A 15,806-nucleotide genomic window follows, 5' to 3' on the forward strand; every position below is an offset into this window, starting at 1 on the left:
CATGCAGGTCACGCTCAAGGTGCTCCGGTTTGACCCCGCCAAGGACCAAAAGCCCCGCTGGGAGACCTACCAGGTGGAGGCCGAGCCCTGGGATCGGGTCCTGGACCTCCTGCACAAGGTCAAGGCCGACCAAGACGGAACCCTTTCCTTTAGGAGAAGCTGCGGCCACGGCATCTGCGGCTCCGACGCCATGCTCATCAACGGTAAGAACCGCCTGGCCTGCAAGACCCTGGTCAAGGACCTGGGGCACACCATCACCGTGGAGCCCATCCGGGGCCTGCCGGTGGAGAAGGACCTCATCGTGGACATGGAGCCCTTCTTCGCCGCCTACCGGGCGGTGAAGCCCTACCTCATCAACGACGAGCCTCCGCCCCAGCGGGAAAGGCTCCAGTCCCCGGAGGAACGGGAGCGGTTTGACCACGGGACCAAGTGCATCCTCTGCGCCAGCTGCACCACCAGCTGCCCCGTCTTCTGGGTGAACGGGGCCTACCTGGGCCCCGCGGCCATCGTCCAGGCTCACCGCTTCATCTTCGACTCCCGGGACCGGGGGAAGAGGGAGCGCTTCAAGGCCTTGGGCTCGGGAAGCGGGGTGTGGCGGTGCCGCACCGCCTACAACTGCACCGAGGCCTGCCCCCGGGAGATCCCCGTGACCCAGCTCATTGAGGAGGTCAAGCGGGCCATCCTCTTTGACCGGTTCTAGGCGCCCCGCCGAAGCGAAAGCTTCGGCGGGGACCCCAGAAAGGGGTTTGGGCGCGCCTTTCCTCCAAGCCCCCTGGGGTGTAGCTGTGGGGCCCTAGGGGGTAAGCCGGTGCCGGTCCCGGGGGAAGGCCCGGGCGTAGCGCACGTTGGGGAGGCCGAGGAGCTTTTGCGTGAGCCGCTCGGCCCCGATGGCGAAGCCCCCGTGGGGGGGCATGCCGTACTTGAAGACCTCCAGGTACCCCTGGAAGCCCTCGGGGTCCATGCCCTTGGCCTTTAGGCTCTCCAAAAGCTCCTCGTAGCGGTGGATCCGTTGGCCGCCGGAGGTGATCTCCAGGCCCCGGAAGAGGAGGTCAAAGCCCCGGGTGGTGCCGTCGGGCTCGGGGTGGGTGTAGAAGGGCCTAAGGGCCCGGGGGTACTTGGTGATGAAGAGCCAGTCCGTGCCCCAGCGGGCCTTGGCGTACTCCCCGAGGAGCCGCTCGGCCTCCTCGGAGAGGTCCTGGCCCACGGGGTAGCCGAGCTCCTCCTTCAGGATCCTCCGGGCTTCCTTATGGGTGAGGCGGGGGATGTCTTTGGGGAAGGAGGGCCACTCCGCCCCCAGGAGGCGGATCTCGTCCCCGGCGCCCGTAAGGGCCTCTTCCAGCATCTCCTGGAGGAGGGCTTCCTCCAGGTCCATGATCTCCTCCTCGCTCCCGATAAAGCCCATCTCCACGTCCAGGGAGAGGTACTCGTTCAGGTGGCGGCTGGTGTGGTGCTCCTCCATGCGCCACACGGGGGCCACCTCGTAGACCCGCTCAAACACCCCCACCATGATCTGCTTGTAGAGCTGGGGGGACTGGGCCAGGTAGGCCCTTTTCTCAAAGTAGTCCACCCCGAAAAGCCCCGACCCCCCTTCCGCCCCGGCGCGCACCACCTTGGGGGTGAAGATCTCCGTGAAGCCCTGCCGGTCCAAATACCGCCGGAAGCCCCGCACCAGGGCGGCCTGCACCCTGAGGGGGGCGCGGGCCTTCTCCCCCCGTAGGGTCACGTAGCGGTACTCCAGGAGGGTGTCGGGGTGGGCCCGCCACTCCTCCTTGGGGATCTCCACCGGGGTGGGCTCCAGGGCGGGGGAGAGGACCTCCAGGGCCTCCGCCTGGACCTCGAGGCCCCCCGGGGCCTTGGGGCTTTCCACCACCACCCCCCGCACCCTTAGGCTGGACTCGGGTAAGGGGAGCCTCTGCCCCCCGGTCACCACCTGGACGATGCCCGTCCGGTCCCGGAGGAGGAGGAACTGGATCTTCCCCAAATCCCGCCGCCAGTGCAGGAAGCCCCAAAGCTCCACCTGCTTCCCGATGTGCTCCTTCAGGTCCTTTACCAGAACGCGCATCTTCCCTCCCTATAGCCAAACCCCCCCGGCAAGCGGTGGCCGGGGGGGTCCTCCAGGCCCCCCTGTTAGGCGTTATTCAGGACGGCAGGGCGCATGTTGCCCTCCAGTTTAGGGGGCGGCCTCCCCCGCGTCAAGCGCCTCCCAGGCCAGGAGGAGCCCGGGGAGGGCCTCGAGGGGGGCCACGGTGAAGAAGTCCGCCTCCTCCCAGCGCCGCCTGGCCCAGGTGCCGGAAAAGCCCCCAAGGGAGCGCTCCTCCGCCTCCTCCAGGAGAAGCCGCCGTTTAAGGAGGCGCACGTCCCCCTGGGGGGAGAGGTAGACCCGGAGGAGGAGGCCCCCCCGCCGCTTCTCCCCCACCCAGTAGCCCTCCTCCTGGAAGACCTCGTAGCCCAGAGCCTCAAGGGCTTCCATCCACCACCTCCAGCTGGTTGGGGTCGTCCAGGACGATCTCGTAATACCCGGCGTAGATCACGATCCGCCCCCGGGCCCGCACGGTCTTACCCAGGTAGCTTTGGGGGAAGGGCTGGGCGAAGAGGCCGTAGCTCCGGGGGAAGACCACGAGCCTTAGGTCGCTTTCCCCCTCCCCGAAGTGGAGGAAGGCCACCGTGCCCCGGTCCTCCACCCGCCGGATGACCCCTTCCACCGTGGCGATGCGGCCGTAGTGCCTGGGGGCCTCCGTCCAGGGGATGACCCCTTCCAGAGGGGGCAGGGCGAAGGGGTTTTGGGGGAGGGCCTTGGCCCAGTCCCCCTCCATGACCTTGAGGAGCCTCTCCAGGGCCTCCCCCCGCCCAAGCCGCACGGCAAGCTCCCGGTTGGCGTTCAGGCTGTTGGCGCTCAGGTTGAGGCTCCCCACTAGGGCCTCCTCCCGGTCCCGCACCAGGACCTTGGCGTGCACGTAGGGGGAGGGGAGGAAGCGTACCTCGGCCCCTGCCGCCTGGAGCTCCAGGGCCCCCGCCAGGAAGTAGGTGTCCCCCTCCTCCTGGGGGCTACCCAGGAGGCGCACCCTCACCCCCCGCTTCAGGGCGGCCTTCAGGGCCTCGATCACCTCCCGGTCGGCCATGGCCTGGTGCTCCAGGAACAGTTCCCGCTTGGCCCCCCCGATCATCCCCAGGAGGACCTCCCGGGCGTTTCCCTCCCGCACGCCCCCCAGGGTGCGGCTTGGGGCCCAGACCAGGCGGGCGCGGCTCAGGTCCAGCCGTTCCCCATTCCAGTCCGCCTGGAAGACCCGGCGGATCTCCCGCACGCTTTCCGGATCGTCCAGGATGAGGGCGTACTCCCGGTTGGCGCTGAAGGAACTGCCGGTGAAGTTCATGGTGCCCACCCAGGCCTTCTTCCCGTCCACCACCAGGCTTTTTTCGTGGACGAAGACGAAGCGGAAGGGTTGGGTGAGCCTCACCTCCACCCCCCGGTCCTTTAGGGCCTGGTAGACGGAGAGGTCCACCCGGCCCCCGGAGGGCTCCCGCTCCAGGAGGACCCGCACCTTGACCCCCCGGGCCGCCGCCTGGCCTAAGGCTTCCACCAGGTCCATGCGGCTTGGGGTCCAGAGGTACATCTTCACCAGGATCTCCTCCCGGGCCTCCCCGATGAGCCCAAGGAGGGGGGCAAGCCCGTCCTCGGGCTCCACCACCAGCCGGGGTGCGGCCAGGGCCAGGCCCAAAAGGGCGAGAAGAAGGGCAAGGGCGCGCTTCATAGGGACCACCGGAAAAGCCCCTCGGCGTTCCTGTCCGTGAGGGCCTCCGCCTCCTCAAAGCTTACCCCAAGGCTTTCCGCCAGGCGAAAGAGGGTGTGGCGCACGTAGTGGGGGCGGTTCCTTTGGCCCCGAAAAGGCTCCGGGGGGAGGAAGGGGGTGTCCGTTTCCACCAGGAGCTTTTCCCGGGGGAGCCTCCTCGCCGCCTCCCGGAGGGCCCCGTTCTTCTTGTAGGTGAGGGGGCCGGCGAAGCTGAAGTAAGCCCCCGTCTCGAGGCCGGCCCTCTCCAAGGCGGGGTGCCCGGAGAAGGCGTGGAGCACCGCCTTCTTGGGCCGGTTTTGGAGGAGCCACTCCGAGAGGTCTTCCTCCGCCTTTCCGTCCCTGCTCCGCACGTGGAGGACCAGGGGAAGGCCGAGCGCTTCCGCCAGGGCCGCCTGGAAGTCCAGGGCCCGGTACTGGGCGGGCCCGGTCTCGGGGGTCCAGTAGTAGTCCAGGCCCGTTTCCCCGATGGCCCGCACCCGCGGGTGGCGGGCGTAGTGCCTCAGGGCCTCCTCCACCTCCGGGGAGAGGAGGTGGGCGGAGGTGGGGTGGAGGCCCACCGCGGCGTAGACGTTGCCCTGGGCCAGGGCTAAGGTCCGTTCCCAGCGGGCGGGGTCCACCCCCAGGGTGAGGACGGCCCTGAGCTCCGGGAGATGGGCCTGGGCCTCCTTAAGCTCCTCGGGTTCCAGGAAGTCCAGGTGGGCGTGGGTGTCGGTCACGATCCCTACTGTAGCCCAAGCCAAGGGGGGAAGGGGGCCTTTGGTATCCTTGGAAAAATGCGGCGCGTTCTTTGGGCCCTCCTTCTCCTTTCGGCCTGCGCGCCCACCCTCCTCCGGGTGGACCCCCTCCGCCTCCCCGACCCCGCGGACTGGGACCCCAAGCCCGCCCCCCTGGAGTGGTGGTACGCCTCGGGGTGGGTGGGGCCCTACGCCTTCCACTTCGCCTTCTTCAAGGCTTTCCCCCCGCCCGGCTACCGGATCTTCGGCCTGCCGGGGGAGCTTTTCGGCCCCTTCCACGCCGTCCACCTGGCCCTCACGGACCTGAGGACGGGAAAGAGGGGGTTCCTCGAGGCCTCCGACTTCCTGGGCCCTAAGGGCGAGGCCCGTCCGGGGCCCAGCCTGGAGCTCGAGGGGTACCGCTTCTTTCGGGAAGGGGAGGGGTTCCGCCTCCAGGCCCCCCTTCTGGACCTTCGCTTTCTCCCCGGCAAACCCCCGGTGGTCCACCCCCCCGGTTACTCCGGTACGGAGGCCACGGGGCGGATGTACTACCAGTCCTACACCCGCGTCCCCGCCTTGGGGCGGGTGGGGGAGGAGGCCGTGGCGGGGGAGGCCTGGCTGGACCACCAGTGGGGGGAACAGCTTTCCGGGGTCTCCGCCACCTGGGACTGGTTCGGCCTGCACCTTTCCGACGGTTCCGAGCTCATGGCCTACCGGGTGAAGGACCGGGAGGGGCGGGTGGTGCAGGTGTTGGGGAGCCGGATAGACCCCCTGGGCCGGGCGGAGGCCCTGGAGCTCACCCTGGAGCCCCTTTCCCTCTGGACCTCACCCTCCGGCCGGAGCTACCCCTTGGAGTGGCGGCTTCGGGGGCCGGGGCTGGACCTCCAGTTGAAGGCCCTTTTCCCCGAGGGGGAGATCCTCTCCCGCACCACCCGGGTGGCCTACTGGGAGGGGCCGGTGGCCGGGGAGGGCACCCTCCTCGGCTACCGGGTCCGGGCCCAGGGGATGGGGGAGTTCGTGGCCGGGGCTTGGCAGCCCTAGCTGAGCCCGTTATACTAAAGGAGGTTTAGTCGTCGGGTGATGAGTATGGGCTTACGCGTCCTAGGCGTCAACGCCTCGGCCAGAACGGACGGGTTTACCGCGGAGCTTTTGGAAAAGGTTTTGGAAGCCGCCCGGAACCTGGGGGCGCACACGGAGCGGTTGGATCTGGTGAAGCACCCTTTTCCCTTTTGCGTGGGGAACTATTCCCTGGATCCCGCGGCCTGCGGCCCCGAAACCTGCGTCCAGGGGCCCTGGGACGGGTTTGGCCGCATCGCGGAGCGCATTCTGAACGCGGACGCGGTGGTCTTCGCCACCCCCGTCTACTGGTTCAGCGTCTCCGCCCAGATGAAGGCCCTGCTGGAGCGGATGACCTCCATGGAGAACCAGGGCCTCCTCAACCTGGGCAAGCCCATGGCCCTCCTGGCCGTGGCCGAGGAGGAGGGGGCGGCCCAGGCCCTTTCCCAGATGCTCCTGCCCTTGGCCTACATGGGCTTTGTCCTGGCCCCCTTGGGCCTGGTCTACGCCCACCGGCGGGGGCTTAGGCGGCTGGAGGACAACCCCGAGCTCCTGGAGGACGCCCGCATCGCCGGGGAAAACCTGGTGCGCCTGGCGGAGGGGCTTAAAGGGGTTCCCTTCCGCGAGCCTTTGCCCAGCCACCTCTACCGCACGCCCCCCAAGGTGGCCGCGGATTAGAGGTACAGGGGGTTGAGCCCCGGGTGGGCGAAGGGGAGGAGCTCGTAGAGGGCCCGGGGGTCAGGGGGGGCGTCCAGGAGGAGGCCTTCTTGGGGGAGTTCTTCCGCCTTCCAGCGGGCAGGGGGGTGGAGCTCCACCGGCTTTCCCTCCCGCTTGGCGTAGGTGGCCCCGTAGTAGAGCCGGTTCCGGGCGGTGAAGAGGGGGGTAAGGGGGGGGCCTCCCTCCTCCAGAAAGGGCCAGCAGGCGGCGAGGAGGCTGGACACCCCATAGACCCGGGCGGAGAGGCCCAGGGCCACCCCTTCCCCTGCGGCTAGGGCGATGCGGAGCCCGGTGTAGGAGCCGGGACCTTCCCCCAGGACCAGGGTGCCGATCTCCTCCTTCCGCGCCCCCACCTCCTTTAGGAGCTCATCCAGGAGGGAGAAGAGGTGCTCCTCGTGGCGCCGTTCCACCCGCACCACCCGGCCCAGGCCCTCCCCGTCCCGGAAGAGGCCCAGGGCCAGGTAGGGGGTGGCGGTGTCCAGGGCCAGGGTCCACACGCCCCCCATCTTACGCCCTTGGGTATACTTTCCCGGGATGCGGCCCTACCCCTTTCCCCTAGCCTTAGGGCTTGGCGTGCTCCTGGCCCTGGCGGCCTACGCCAGGGCCCTTGGCTTCTTCCCTCCCGGGGGGGTTTACCTGGCCCTCCTCCTCTACGGGCTTCTCGCCCTTTGGGGGCTCCGGTATGGGGCGGTGTACGGCCTTCTCCTCCTGGGGCTTTTAGCCTGGGTCTGGCCCTGGGCGCCGGTGCTGGCGGTCCTTCTCCTTTTCCTCCTCGAGGCCCGCCGCCTTCCCGAGAAGGCCCAGGGGGCCTTTTACGGCTGGCTTTTCGTCTGGCCCTTTCTCGCCCTCCTCCTCATCTGGCAGGTCTTTCCTACCCTGTACGCCTTCTACCTAAGCCTCTTCGAGAAGGTGAACTTCCTGCGCCGGGCAGAGTTTGCGGGCTTGGAGAACTACGCCATCCTCCTCCGGGACCCCCTCTTTTGGCGGGCGTTGGGCAACACCTTCTGGTACGTGCTCTTTACCGTGCCCACGGGGCTTCTCCTGGCCACGGGGGTGGCCATCCTCCTGAACCTGCGCCTGGCCTTCCAGGGCCTTTACCGGACGCTTTTCTTCCTGCCCTACATCACCGCCCTCACCGCGGCGGCCGCGGTGTGGCGGTGGATCTACCACCCGGAGTTCGGCTTTCTGAACTGGCTCCTGGGCACCCCGGGGCTGGACTGGCTCAACACCCCCAAGGGGGTCTTTGCCCTCCTCCTGGAGCCTTTGGGCCTCAAGGTCCAGGGGTTTCTGGCCGGGCCCAGCCTGGCCTTTTTGGCGGTGATGGTCATGAGCGTGTGGCATTTCCTGGGCTACCAGGTAGTCATCCTCCTGGCGGGGCTCCAGAGCATCCCCAAGGAGTACTACGAGGCCGCGGAGCTGGACGGGGCGAGTTTTTGGCAGAAGCAGCGCTACATCACCTGGCCCCTCCTTTCCCCCACCCTGTTCTTCCTCTTCACCCTGGGGCTCATCGGGGCCTTCCAGGTCTTCACCCAGGTCTACGTCCTCACCCCCACGGGGGGGGTCTTGCAGGACACCCTCACCGTGGCCTTCTACCTCTACAACAAGGGCTTCAGGGACGCGGACTTCTCCTACGCCAGCGCCATCGCCACCCTCACCTTCCTGATCATCCTGGCCCTCACCCTCCTCCAGCGGCGGGTCCTGGAAAGGCGGGTGCACTATGAGGCGTAGCCTGGGGGTGCTCCTCGTCCACGCTTTCCTCCTTTTTGGGGGGGTCCTCATGGCCTTCCCCTTCTACTGGATGCTGGCCACCAGCTTCAAAAGCCCACAGGAGGCCCTCCAGGCCGAGCCCATCTGGTGGCCCGAGCGGATGAAGCCGCAAAACTGGTTCCAGGCCGCCCGCCTGGGGGATAGCCCCCTTTGGGGGGGCCTGGGCCCCGGGCGGAGCCTCGAGCTCCGCTTCCCGGCCCCGGAAGGGGGGGAGCCCCCCCGGGCCTTGGTGCCCAGGACCCCGGGGGCCTTCGTGGACCCCCGGGCGGAAGGGACCAAGGTGGAGGTGGTCTACGGGGAAGGGGCCTGGCGCATCCGGCTTCTCAACACCACGGGGGAGGCCTTTAGGGTGCTGCCCCTGGTGGTCCTCTGGCCCAAGGACCTGCCCCTAAGCCCCCCCTTGCCCCCGGATGCCCTCCGCTCCCAGGGGGCGTTTTGGCGGCTGGAGTGGGTGAACATCGCCCCGGGGGCCTTGGGGTACGTCTTCCACAACTACCTCGAGGCCTGGCGGGCCGCCCCTTGGGGCCGCTACTTCTTCAACAGCTTCTTCACCGCCCTCACCCAGGTGGCGGTGGGCCTCTTCCTGGCGGCCTTGGCGGCCTTCGCCCTGGCCCGCCTGCCCTTCCCGGGCAAGGAGGGGGTCTTCGTCCTCATCCTGGCCACCATGATGGTGCCGGGGGAGGTCCTCCTCATCCCTAACTACGTCCTCCTGGCCCGGCTGGGCTGGCTGGACACCTACTACGCCCTCATCGTCCCCTGGCTGGCCTCGGTCTTCGGGGTCTTCCTCCTGCGGCAGTTTTTCCTCTCCCTCCCCCAGGATCTCTTTGACGCGGCCCGCATTGACGGGGCGGGCCCCCTCACCCAGCTTTTCCGCATCGCCCTGCCCCTGGCCGTGCCGGGCATGATCTCCTACGGCATCTTCACCTTCCTGGGGGCCTACAACGCCCTCCTCTGGCCCCTCATCGTCACCCAGAGCCCGGAGATGCGCACCGTGCAGCTTGGGCTTCAGGCCTTCGTCCAGGAGGCGGGCTCGGACTACGGGGCCCTGATGGCCGCCAGCACCTTCGTCATCCTGCCGGTCATCCTGGGCTACTTCCTGGCCCAGCGCCAGTTCACCGAGGGCATCGCCCGCTCGGGGCTCAAGTGAGGCCTTGACCGAGGGATGACCAACCCTGTGGTAGGCTAAGCCCGGTGGTGCGTATGAAAGGTTGGCTTCTCCTACCGGCGGTGCTCAGCCTGGCCCTGGCCCAAGGGGCCAAGCCCGAGGACGTGATCAAGGAACAGTGCGCCAAGGCCAAGGTGGTGGCCGAGCTCTGGCACGGCTTCACCGGCGGGGCCCCCAAGGCGGCCTTGGAGAACCTGGTGGTGGAGTTCAACAAGGCCCAGCAGGGCCGGTGCGTCCGCCCCGTGCCCCAGGGGGGGTACCGGGACCTCTCCACCAAGATCAAGGCCGCCTTCGCCGCGGGGAACGTGCCCGCCATGGCCCAGGCCTACGAGAACAACATCGCCCTGTACCTCGAGGCCAAAGCCCTTCTGCCCATTGAAACCCTGGGCGTGCGCCTCCAGGGGGTGAACCTCACCTTCCTGAACGGGGTGCGCTTCGGCGGCCTGGTCTACGGGGTGCCCTTCAACAAGAGCATCCAGGTCCTCTACTACAACGCCGACCTCCTCCGCAAGCACAAGGCCAAGCCCCCGGCCACCCTGGAGGAGTTCGTGGCCCTAAGCCGCCGCCTGGCCCAGGCGGAGGGGGGCCCCGTTTACTGGTTCCAGCCCGACGCCTCCACCTTCGCCTACTTCTTCTTCAACCTGGGCGGGGAGTACCTGAAGGGGGGCCGTCTGGTCCTGAACTCCAAGGAGGCGGTGGAGGCCCTAAGCCTCCTCCAGCGGGGGGTGAAGGAGGGCTGGGCCAAGGCCATCACCTCCGGCTACATCAACCAGAACCTGGGTTCCGGGCCCTACGCCTTCAGCGTGGACACCTCCGCGGGCTACACCTTCTACCGTCAGGGGGCTAAGTTTGACCTGGGCGTGGCCACCCTGCCCGGAAGGAAGGCGGGCCAGCCCGGCTTCGGCCTGGTGCAGGGGACCAACCTGGTGGTCTTCCGGAATAGCCCCAAGGAGGCCCAGGCGGTGGCCAAGGACTTCCTCCAGTTCGTCATCAGCCCCCGGGCCCAGGCGGTGTTCTCCACGGCCACGGGGTACGTGCCCGTCACCGAGGCCGCCCTTAAGGACCCGGTGTACCAGAGCTACGTGGCGGAGAACCCCGATTTCGCCACCATCGTGCGCCAGTCCCGCTACGCCAAGCTGGAGCCCGCTTTGGCGGAGTGGGAGCAGATCCGCTTTGACATCCTGGGCCAGGCCATCAAGGAGGCCATCTTGAACGGGGTGGACCCCAAGGCCGCCCTGGACAAGGCCCAGAAGCAGGCGGAAGACCTCCTCGCCGGCAAGACCCGCTAAGGGCAAGGCCCCGTCCCCGCCGCAAGACCCCTTGCGGCGGGGCGTATACTTAGGCCATGCCCAAGGGCTACCACGACCGCGTGGCCTTCGCGGACCTCTCCACGGGCCGCATCTGGTACGAGAGCTACGGCGAGGCCTTCTGGCGCCGGTACCTGGGGGGGCGGGCCCTAGCCGCCTACCTCCTCCTCAAGCACGTGCCCCCGGGGGCGGACCCCCTGGGCCCGGAAAACGCCCTGGTCTTCGCCCCCGGGGTCCTCACCGGCGCCCCCATCTCCGGCTCCGGCCGGAACACCGTGGCCGCCAAGAGCCCCCTCACCGGAGGGTACGGGGACGCGGAGGGGGGCGGCTTCTTCGGGGCGGAGCTGAAAAACGCCGGCCTGGACGCCCTGGTGGTCCTGGGGCGGGCGGAAGGCCCCGTCTACCTGCACGTGGAGGACGGGGAGGTGCGCCTCCACCCCGCCCCCCACCTCTGGGGCAAGGACCCCTTGGAGGTGGAGGCCCTCATCAAGGAGGTCCACGGGCCCACCACCCGGGTGGCCCAGATCGGCCTTGGGGGGGAGAACCGGGTCCTCACCGCCAACGTCATCCACGACCTGGCCCACTTCGCCGGCCGGGGGGGCTTGGGGGCGGTCATGGGGGCCAAGGGGCTGAAGGCGGTCTCCGCCCGGGCCAAGCCCGCCACCCGGCCCGCCTACCACGACCCCGCCCTCCTCAAAACCTTGGCCCGGCGCATGGTAGAGGAGCGCATGGAGCGGGCCGCGGGCCTGGTCACCATGGGCACCGTGGGCACGGTGAAGCCCTTTAACCTCCGGGGGGTCCTTCCCAGCCACAACTTCCTGGACGGCCACCTCGAGGGAGCCGAGGCCCTGGACGGCACCAGCCTGGACGCCCTGGGCATCCGCATCGGCCGGGACACCTGCTACGCCTGCGCCATCCGCTGCAAGCAGGTGGTGCGCATCGAGGGCACGGGCCGCTACGACGTGCGCCCCGAGTACGGGGGGCCGGAGTACGAGGGCCTGGGGGCCTTGGGCTCCACCTGCGGGGTCACCGACCCCTACGCGGTGACCAAGGCCAACACCCTCTGCAACCAGTACGGCCTGGACGTGATCGGGGTGGGGGTGGCCATCGCCTCGGCCATGGAGGCGGTGGAGAAGGGCTATCTGGACGACGAGGGCCTGGGCCTCCGCTTCGGGAACGGGGAGGCCCTCATCGCGGCCATAGAGAAGCTCGCCCGGCGGGAAGGGCGCTTGGGGGAGCTCCTCGCCCAGGGGGCCAAGCGGCTCGCGGAGGCCATAGGCCACCCGGAGCTCGCCATGCACGTGAAGGGCCAGGAGGTGCCCATGCACGACCCCCGGTACAAGCGGGCCCTGGGGGTGGGGTACGCGGTGAGCCCCACGGGGGCCGACCACAACCACAACCTCCACGACACCGCCTACGCCAAGGAGGGCCGGGCCCTGAAGGAGCTCCGCTTCTACGGGGAAGACTTCGCCCCCCTCCCCGTGGAGGACCTTTCCGAGGCCAAGGTGCGCATGCTCTGGACCAAGACCCGGGAGCGGGGGTTCGTGAACAGCCTGGTCCTCTGCGACTTCGTCCCCTGGACCCCGGAGGAGTGGCAGGAGGCGGTCTACGCCGCCACGGGCTGGCGCCTTTCCCCGGAGGAGATGCTCCAGGTAGGGGAGAGGACCCTCCAGCTCACCCGGCTCTTCAACCTGCGCGAAGGCTTGGGTCCGGAGGAGGACCGCCTGCCGGAGCGCTTCTTCCAGCCCTTCCGGAAAGGAAACCCCGAGGCCCGGCTGGAGCGGGAGGCCTTCCAGGAGGCCCTTAAGGCCTACCGGCGCCTGGCGGGCTGGGAGGAGGGGGTGGATAGGGGAAGGCTTTCTGCCCTCGGCCTAGAGGAGTTCCAGGACGCCCTGGCGCACTAGGGCAGGGAGGGGGGCTTCCCCCACCCTTAGGAGGGCGTACCGCCCCCGCCTTAGGGCGAGGAGCCGCAGGGCCTTGAGGTGCGCGGCTAGGGCTTCCTTGTAGGCCTCCACCTCCCCTAGCCCCACGCTTAGGGCCTCCCCCGTCTCCACGTCCTGGAGAAGGGCTTCCCGGAAGGGGGGGTTAAGCTCCAGGGGGGAGAGCACCTGCACCAGGACCACCCGCCGGGGGAGGAAGCGGGCCCAGGGCAGGGGGTCCAGGCCGTCCGTGAGGAGGACCAAGACGCCCCGGCCGGGCCTTAGGGCGGTGAGGGGGCCCCGTTCCAGGCGGGCCCTCGCGTCCTCCTGGCGGGCGATCTTCAGGAGGAGCTGGGCCACCTTTTGCGCGTAGGGGAGTTTCCCGTGGAGGCGCATGCTCTCGCTTTCGTCCAGAAAAAAGCGGAAGCGGGCCCGCTCGGGGGCGGTTTCCACCCGGGTGTAGAGCCGGCCGGTCTTGGCGTAGGCCCGCCAGTGGACCCGGCGCACCTCGTCCCCTTCCGCGTAGGGGCGGAGCTCGTAGAACTCTCCCCCTGTGCCCTTCTTCCGGGCCAGGCGCTCCCCGGGGTAGGGGAGGTGGGGGCGGGTGGCGATGCGGTAGCGGGTCATGGGGTCTGGCAGAAGGTGCACACGCCCAAGGGGGGTAGGGGCTCGATGACCTCTTCCCGGCTCCCCTCCCGGAAGACGGTGATCCCCTTGCACCCCTCCTTCCAGGCGGCCAGGAAGAGCTTTTCCACGGTTTCCTTGGGGGTTTCCCGGGGCAGGTTCACCGTGGAGGAGATGCTCTGGTCCACGTGCCGCTGGAGCACCGCCTGGAGGCGCACCCGCCGGAAGGGGTCCACCTGGTGGGCCGTGGGCCAGTCCGGGAGGTCCTTGCCCCCCGCTTGCCGGTAGCGCTTCAAGAGGGGGTGCTCCGCCAGGTAGACCTGCCCCCCCGCGTGCCGCAGGTAGGTGAGGGCGAAGATGGGCTCGATCCCGCTCGTCACCCCCGCCAGGAGGGAGATGGAGCCCGTGGGGGCGATGGAGAGGAGGGCGGCGTTGCGCAGGCCCTTTTCCACCTGGAGAAAGAGGGGTTCGGGCAGGGCCTGGATGAAGGGGCTTTGGAGGTGCGCCCGGGGGTCAAAGGCGGGGAAGGGCCCTTTACCCTTCGCCAGGCGGGCGCTTTCCCAGTAGGCCGCCTCCTTAATGCGGCGCAGGGCCTCCTCCGCCAGGGCCAGGGCCTCGTCTGAGCCGTAGGGGAGGCCCAGCATGGCGAGGGCGTCCGCCAGGCCCATGACCCCAAGCCCGATGCGGCGGCTTCGGAGGGAGGCCACCCGCTGGGCCCTTAGGGGGTGGCGGGTTTTCCCCAGGTCCACGATGGCGTCCAGGAAGCGCACCGCCCCCATGGCCGCCTCCTCCAGGGCGGCGAAGTCCAGCCGGGCCTTGGGGGTGAAGGGGGCCTGGACGAAGGCCGCCAGGTTCAGGCTTCCCAGGTTGCAGGCCCCGTAGGGCTCCATGGGCACCTCCCCGCAGACGTTCACCCCCTGGACCTCCAGGCCCCCGTACTGGGCCGTGGCCCAGGTGCGGATCCGGTCCCAGAAGAGCAGGCCGGGCTCGGCGCTTTTCCAGGCGGCCTCCACCAGGGCCTGCCACACCTCCCTGGCCCGCACCGTCTTTTGGATCTCCTCCCGGGGCGTGGTGAAGCTTAGGGTCCAGGGGGCGTCTTCCAGGGCGGCCTCGAGGAAGGCGTCCGTAACCCGCACGGAGAGGTTGGCGTGGCGGATGCGCCGCCGCTCGGGGTCGGTCTTGGCCTCTATGAAGGCGGGGAGGTCGGGGTGGGTGTCGGAGAAGGTGAGCATGAGGGCCCCCCGCCGGCCGCCGCTCGCCCCCATCACCCCCGCCAGGGTGGAGAAGAGCTCCAAAAAGCTCACCGCCCCCGAGCTTTCCACGCCGGCGTTGCCCACCTTGGCCCCTTGGGGGCGGAGGACGTCCGCGTTGGTGCCCACCCCGCCCCCGTAGGCGAAGGTGCGCATGGCCTCCTCCAGAAAGCGGGCGATGCCCCGCACGGAGTCTTCTCGGATGGGGATGAAGTAGCAGTTGAAAAGGGTGCTTTTGCGCCAGTTCCCGAGGCCAAAGAGGATCCGCCCCCCGGGGACGAAGCGGAAGTCCCCGAGAAGCCTCAGCACCTCCCCTTCCGCCCCCCGCTCCACCCGGGCCACCCCCCGGGCGAGCCTCTGCCAAAGCTCCTCGGGGGTGGCCTCCAGAAGGCGGCCCTCCTCGTCCCTAAGGGCGTAGCGGTTCAGGAAGACCCCAGCCCTGAGCTCGTCCCCACCGAAGAAGTCCAGGGCCAGCCGCCAGGCTTCCTCTTCCCGATAGGCCTTGGGCACCCTTCCAGTTTACGCCCTAGACCCGGATGGTCACCCGGGCCCCCGTTTCAAAAAGGTGAATGGAATCTATAAAGCGCACCACCCGGGTGGCGTGGCCCATGACGATGGAGTGGGTCCGGGCGCCGCCGCCGAAGAAGCGCACCCCCTGGAGGATGTCCCCGTCGGTGATGCCGGTGGCGGCGAAGACGATCTCCCGGCCTGGGGCCAGGTCCTCCGTGCGGTAGACCCGCCTTTCATCCCCCCCCATGGCCCTGAGGCGGGCCCGCTCCTCCTCGTTTTGGGGGGTGAAGCGGGCCTGGATCTCCCCCCCGAGGCACTTGAGCGCCGCCGCCGCCAAGACCCCTTCCGGGGCCCCGCCGATGCCCATGACCGCGTGCACCCCCGTGCCCCTTATGGCCGCGGCCAGGGCGGCGATGACGTCCCCGTCGGAGATGAGCTTGACCCGGGCCCCGGCCTCGCGGATCTCCCGGATGAGCCGTTCGTGCCGGGGCCGGTCCAGGACCACGATGACCAGGTCCTCCACCGCCCGCTGCAGGGCCAAGGCCAGGGCCTTGAGGTTGGCGGAGACGGGCCAGGTGAGGTCCACGAGCCCGGCCGCAGGGGGAGGGACGATGAGCTTTTCCATGTACATGTCGGGGGCGTGGAAGAGCCCCCCTTTCTCGCTTAGGGCGATGACGGTGACCGCGTTGGGGAGGCCCTTGGCCGCGGTGGTGGTGCCCTCCACGGGGTCCACGGCGATGTCCACCTCCACCCCTCCCTGGCCCAGGACCTCGCCGATGTAGAGCATGGGGGCCTCGTCCATCTCCCCCTCCCCGATGACCACCGTGCCCCGGATGGGGAGTTCGTTCAGGACGCGGCGCATGGCCTCGGTGCCCGCCTCGTCCACCGCCTCCTTGTCCCCCTTGCCCGCGAAGCGGCTGGCGGCCAGGGCCGCCTGCTCCGTGACCCGCACCACCTCCAGGACCAGTCGGCGCTCAATTTCCATGGTTC

The 15,806-nt window shown here is 69.2% G+C and carries 15 protein-coding genes; 7 read left to right on the plus strand and 8 right to left on the minus strand.

Translation table 11 applies throughout. The features are described from left to right. Window position 1 precedes the first annotated feature (1 nt). The gene (locus tag B043_RS0106495) at window positions 2-700 is read left to right on the plus strand and encodes a succinate dehydrogenase iron-sulfur subunit (protein ID WP_018461364.1); all 699 of its coding nucleotides are present in this window, start codon (window positions 2-4) and stop codon (window positions 698-700) included. Window positions 701-793: 93 nt separating this feature from the next. Here the strand turns inward: B043_RS0106495 and aspS are convergent, their stop codons facing one another. The 4 genes from aspS to B043_RS0106515 form a co-directional block, all read right to left on the minus strand. Continuing rightward, window positions 794-2,062: an aspartate--tRNA(Asn) ligase gene (aspS, locus tag B043_RS0106500; protein WP_016329863.1), complete on the minus strand. Its 1,269-nt coding sequence runs from the start codon at window positions 2,060-2,062 to the stop codon at window positions 794-796. A gap of 108 nt (window positions 2,063-2,170) precedes the next feature. Beyond that, on the minus strand, window positions 2,171-2,470 hold the full coding sequence (locus tag B043_RS0106505) for a hypothetical protein (protein WP_016329862.1): 300 nt from the start codon (window positions 2,468-2,470) through the stop codon (window positions 2,171-2,173). Beyond that, complete coding sequence (locus B043_RS0106510) at window positions 2,457-3,749, minus strand: phospholipase D-like domain-containing protein (RefSeq protein WP_018461365.1); 1,293 nt, start codon at window positions 3,747-3,749, stop codon at window positions 2,457-2,459. The genes B043_RS0106505 and B043_RS0106510 overlap by 14 nt, the downstream gene beginning before the upstream one ends. Further along, complete coding sequence (locus B043_RS0106515; protein ID WP_016329861.1) at window positions 3,746-4,504, minus strand: TatD family hydrolase; 759 nt, start codon at window positions 4,502-4,504, stop codon at window positions 3,746-3,748. The genes B043_RS0106510 and B043_RS0106515 overlap by 4 nt, the downstream gene beginning before the upstream one ends. A gap of 57 nt (window positions 4,505-4,561) precedes the next feature. Here B043_RS0106515 and B043_RS0106520 point away from each other — a divergent pair, with 57 nt between their 5' ends. Both B043_RS0106520 and B043_RS0106525 read left to right on the plus strand, forming a co-directional pair. Beyond that, window positions 4,562-5,542 carry a lipocalin family protein gene (locus B043_RS0106520; RefSeq protein WP_018461366.1) on the plus strand — a complete coding sequence of 327 codons (981 nt, stop codon included), beginning with the start codon at window positions 4,562-4,564 and terminating at the stop codon, window positions 5,540-5,542. Between the two features lie 45 nt (window positions 5,543-5,587). Continuing rightward, complete coding sequence (locus tag B043_RS0106525; RefSeq protein ID WP_018461367.1) at window positions 5,588-6,235, plus strand: flavodoxin family protein; 648 nt, start codon at window positions 5,588-5,590, stop codon at window positions 6,233-6,235. On the opposite strand, the gene tsaB is transcribed toward B043_RS0106525, so the two are convergent. Next, a complete protein-coding gene (gene tsaB, locus B043_RS0106530; RefSeq protein WP_155987405.1) occupies window positions 6,232-6,780 on the minus strand; it encodes a tRNA (adenosine(37)-N6)-threonylcarbamoyltransferase complex dimerization subunit type 1 TsaB in 549 nt (182 codons plus the stop codon). The genes B043_RS0106525 and tsaB overlap by 4 nt on opposite strands. A gap of 28 nt (window positions 6,781-6,808) precedes the next feature. On the opposite strand from tsaB, the gene B043_RS0106535 reads away from it, so the two are divergent. The 4 genes from B043_RS0106535 to B043_RS0106550 are packed head-to-tail and all read left to right on the plus strand — an operon-like array spanning window position 6,809 to window position 12,417. After that, entirely contained in the window at window positions 6,809-8,002 is a 1,194-nt protein-coding gene (locus B043_RS0106535; RefSeq protein WP_018461369.1) for a carbohydrate ABC transporter permease, read from the plus strand. Further along, window positions 7,992-9,188 (plus strand): carbohydrate ABC transporter permease, encoded by a 1,197-nt coding sequence (locus tag B043_RS0106540; protein ID WP_018461370.1) that lies wholly within the window; start codon window positions 7,992-7,994, stop codon window positions 9,186-9,188. The genes B043_RS0106535 and B043_RS0106540 overlap by 11 nt, the downstream gene beginning before the upstream one ends. Window positions 9,189-9,241: 53 nt before the next feature. Then, entirely contained in the window at window positions 9,242-10,495 is a 1,254-nt protein-coding gene (locus tag B043_RS0106545; protein ID WP_026234161.1) for an ABC transporter substrate-binding protein, read from the plus strand. A 56-nt stretch (window positions 10,496-10,551) separates the two neighbouring features. Further along, window positions 10,552-12,417: an aldehyde ferredoxin oxidoreductase family protein gene (locus B043_RS0106550; RefSeq protein WP_018461372.1), complete on the plus strand. Its 1,866-nt coding sequence runs from the start codon at window positions 10,552-10,554 to the stop codon at window positions 12,415-12,417. Here the strand turns inward: B043_RS0106550 and B043_RS0106555 are convergent. From B043_RS0106555 to glpX, 3 genes are read right to left on the minus strand one after another with little or no spacing between them, the layout of a single operon-like run. Beyond that, a complete protein-coding gene (locus tag B043_RS0106555; RefSeq protein WP_026234162.1) occupies window positions 12,385-13,059 on the minus strand; it encodes a DUF58 domain-containing protein in 675 nt (224 codons plus the stop codon). The genes B043_RS0106550 and B043_RS0106555 overlap by 33 nt on opposite strands. After that, window positions 13,056-14,816 (minus strand): adenosylcobalamin-dependent ribonucleoside-diphosphate reductase, encoded by a 1,761-nt coding sequence (locus B043_RS0106560; RefSeq protein ID WP_018461374.1) that lies wholly within the window; start codon window positions 14,814-14,816, stop codon window positions 13,056-13,058. Before B043_RS0106560 ends, B043_RS0106555 begins: the two co-directional genes overlap by 4 nt. Before the next feature lie 16 nt (window positions 14,817-14,832). Next, window positions 14,833-15,801: a class II fructose-bisphosphatase gene (gene glpX / locus B043_RS0106565; protein WP_018461375.1), complete on the minus strand. Its 969-nt coding sequence runs from the start codon at window positions 15,799-15,801 to the stop codon at window positions 14,833-14,835. Window positions 15,802-15,806 lie beyond the last annotated feature (5 nt).

The sequence above is a fragment of the Thermus oshimai DSM 12092 genome (assembly GCF_000373145.1).
GTDB classification, from domain to species: domain Bacteria; phylum Deinococcota; class Deinococci; order Deinococcales; family Thermaceae; genus Thermus; species Thermus oshimai.

Coding starts and splice junctions, on each gene's coding strand:
- B043_RS0106495 (WP_018461364.1), top strand. CDS start 2: ATGCAGGTCACGCTCAAGGTGCTCCGGTTTGACCCCGCCAAGGACCAA.
- B043_RS0106525 (WP_018461367.1), top strand. CDS start 5,588: ATGGGCTTACGCGTCCTAGGCGTCAACGCCTCGGCCAGAACGGACGGG.
- B043_RS0106540 (WP_018461370.1), top strand. CDS start 7,992: ATGAGGCGTAGCCTGGGGGTGCTCCTCGTCCACGCTTTCCTCCTTTTT.
- B043_RS0106555 (WP_026234162.1), bottom strand. CDS start 13,059: ATGACCCGCTACCGCATCGCCACCCGCCCCCACCTCCCCTACCCCGGG.
- tsaB (WP_155987405.1), bottom strand. CDS start 6,780: ATGGGGGGCGTGTGGACCCTGGCCCTGGACACCGCCACCCCCTACCTG.
- B043_RS0106545 (WP_026234161.1), top strand. CDS start 9,242: ATGAAAGGTTGGCTTCTCCTACCGGCGGTGCTCAGCCTGGCCCTGGCC.
- B043_RS0106535 (WP_018461369.1), top strand. CDS start 6,809: ATGCGGCCCTACCCCTTTCCCCTAGCCTTAGGGCTTGGCGTGCTCCTG.
- B043_RS0106510 (WP_018461365.1), bottom strand. CDS start 3,749: ATGAAGCGCGCCCTTGCCCTTCTTCTCGCCCTTTTGGGCCTGGCCCTG.
- aspS (WP_016329863.1), bottom strand. CDS start 2,062: ATGCGCGTTCTGGTAAAGGACCTGAAGGAGCACATCGGGAAGCAGGTG.
- B043_RS0106505 (WP_016329862.1), bottom strand. CDS start 2,470: ATGGAAGCCCTTGAGGCTCTGGGCTACGAGGTCTTCCAGGAGGAGGGC.
- B043_RS0106520 (WP_018461366.1), top strand. CDS start 4,562: ATGCGGCGCGTTCTTTGGGCCCTCCTTCTCCTTTCGGCCTGCGCGCCC.
- B043_RS0106550 (WP_018461372.1), top strand. CDS start 10,552: ATGCCCAAGGGCTACCACGACCGCGTGGCCTTCGCGGACCTCTCCACG.
- glpX (WP_018461375.1), bottom strand. CDS start 15,801: ATGGAAATTGAGCGCCGACTGGTCCTGGAGGTGGTGCGGGTCACGGAG.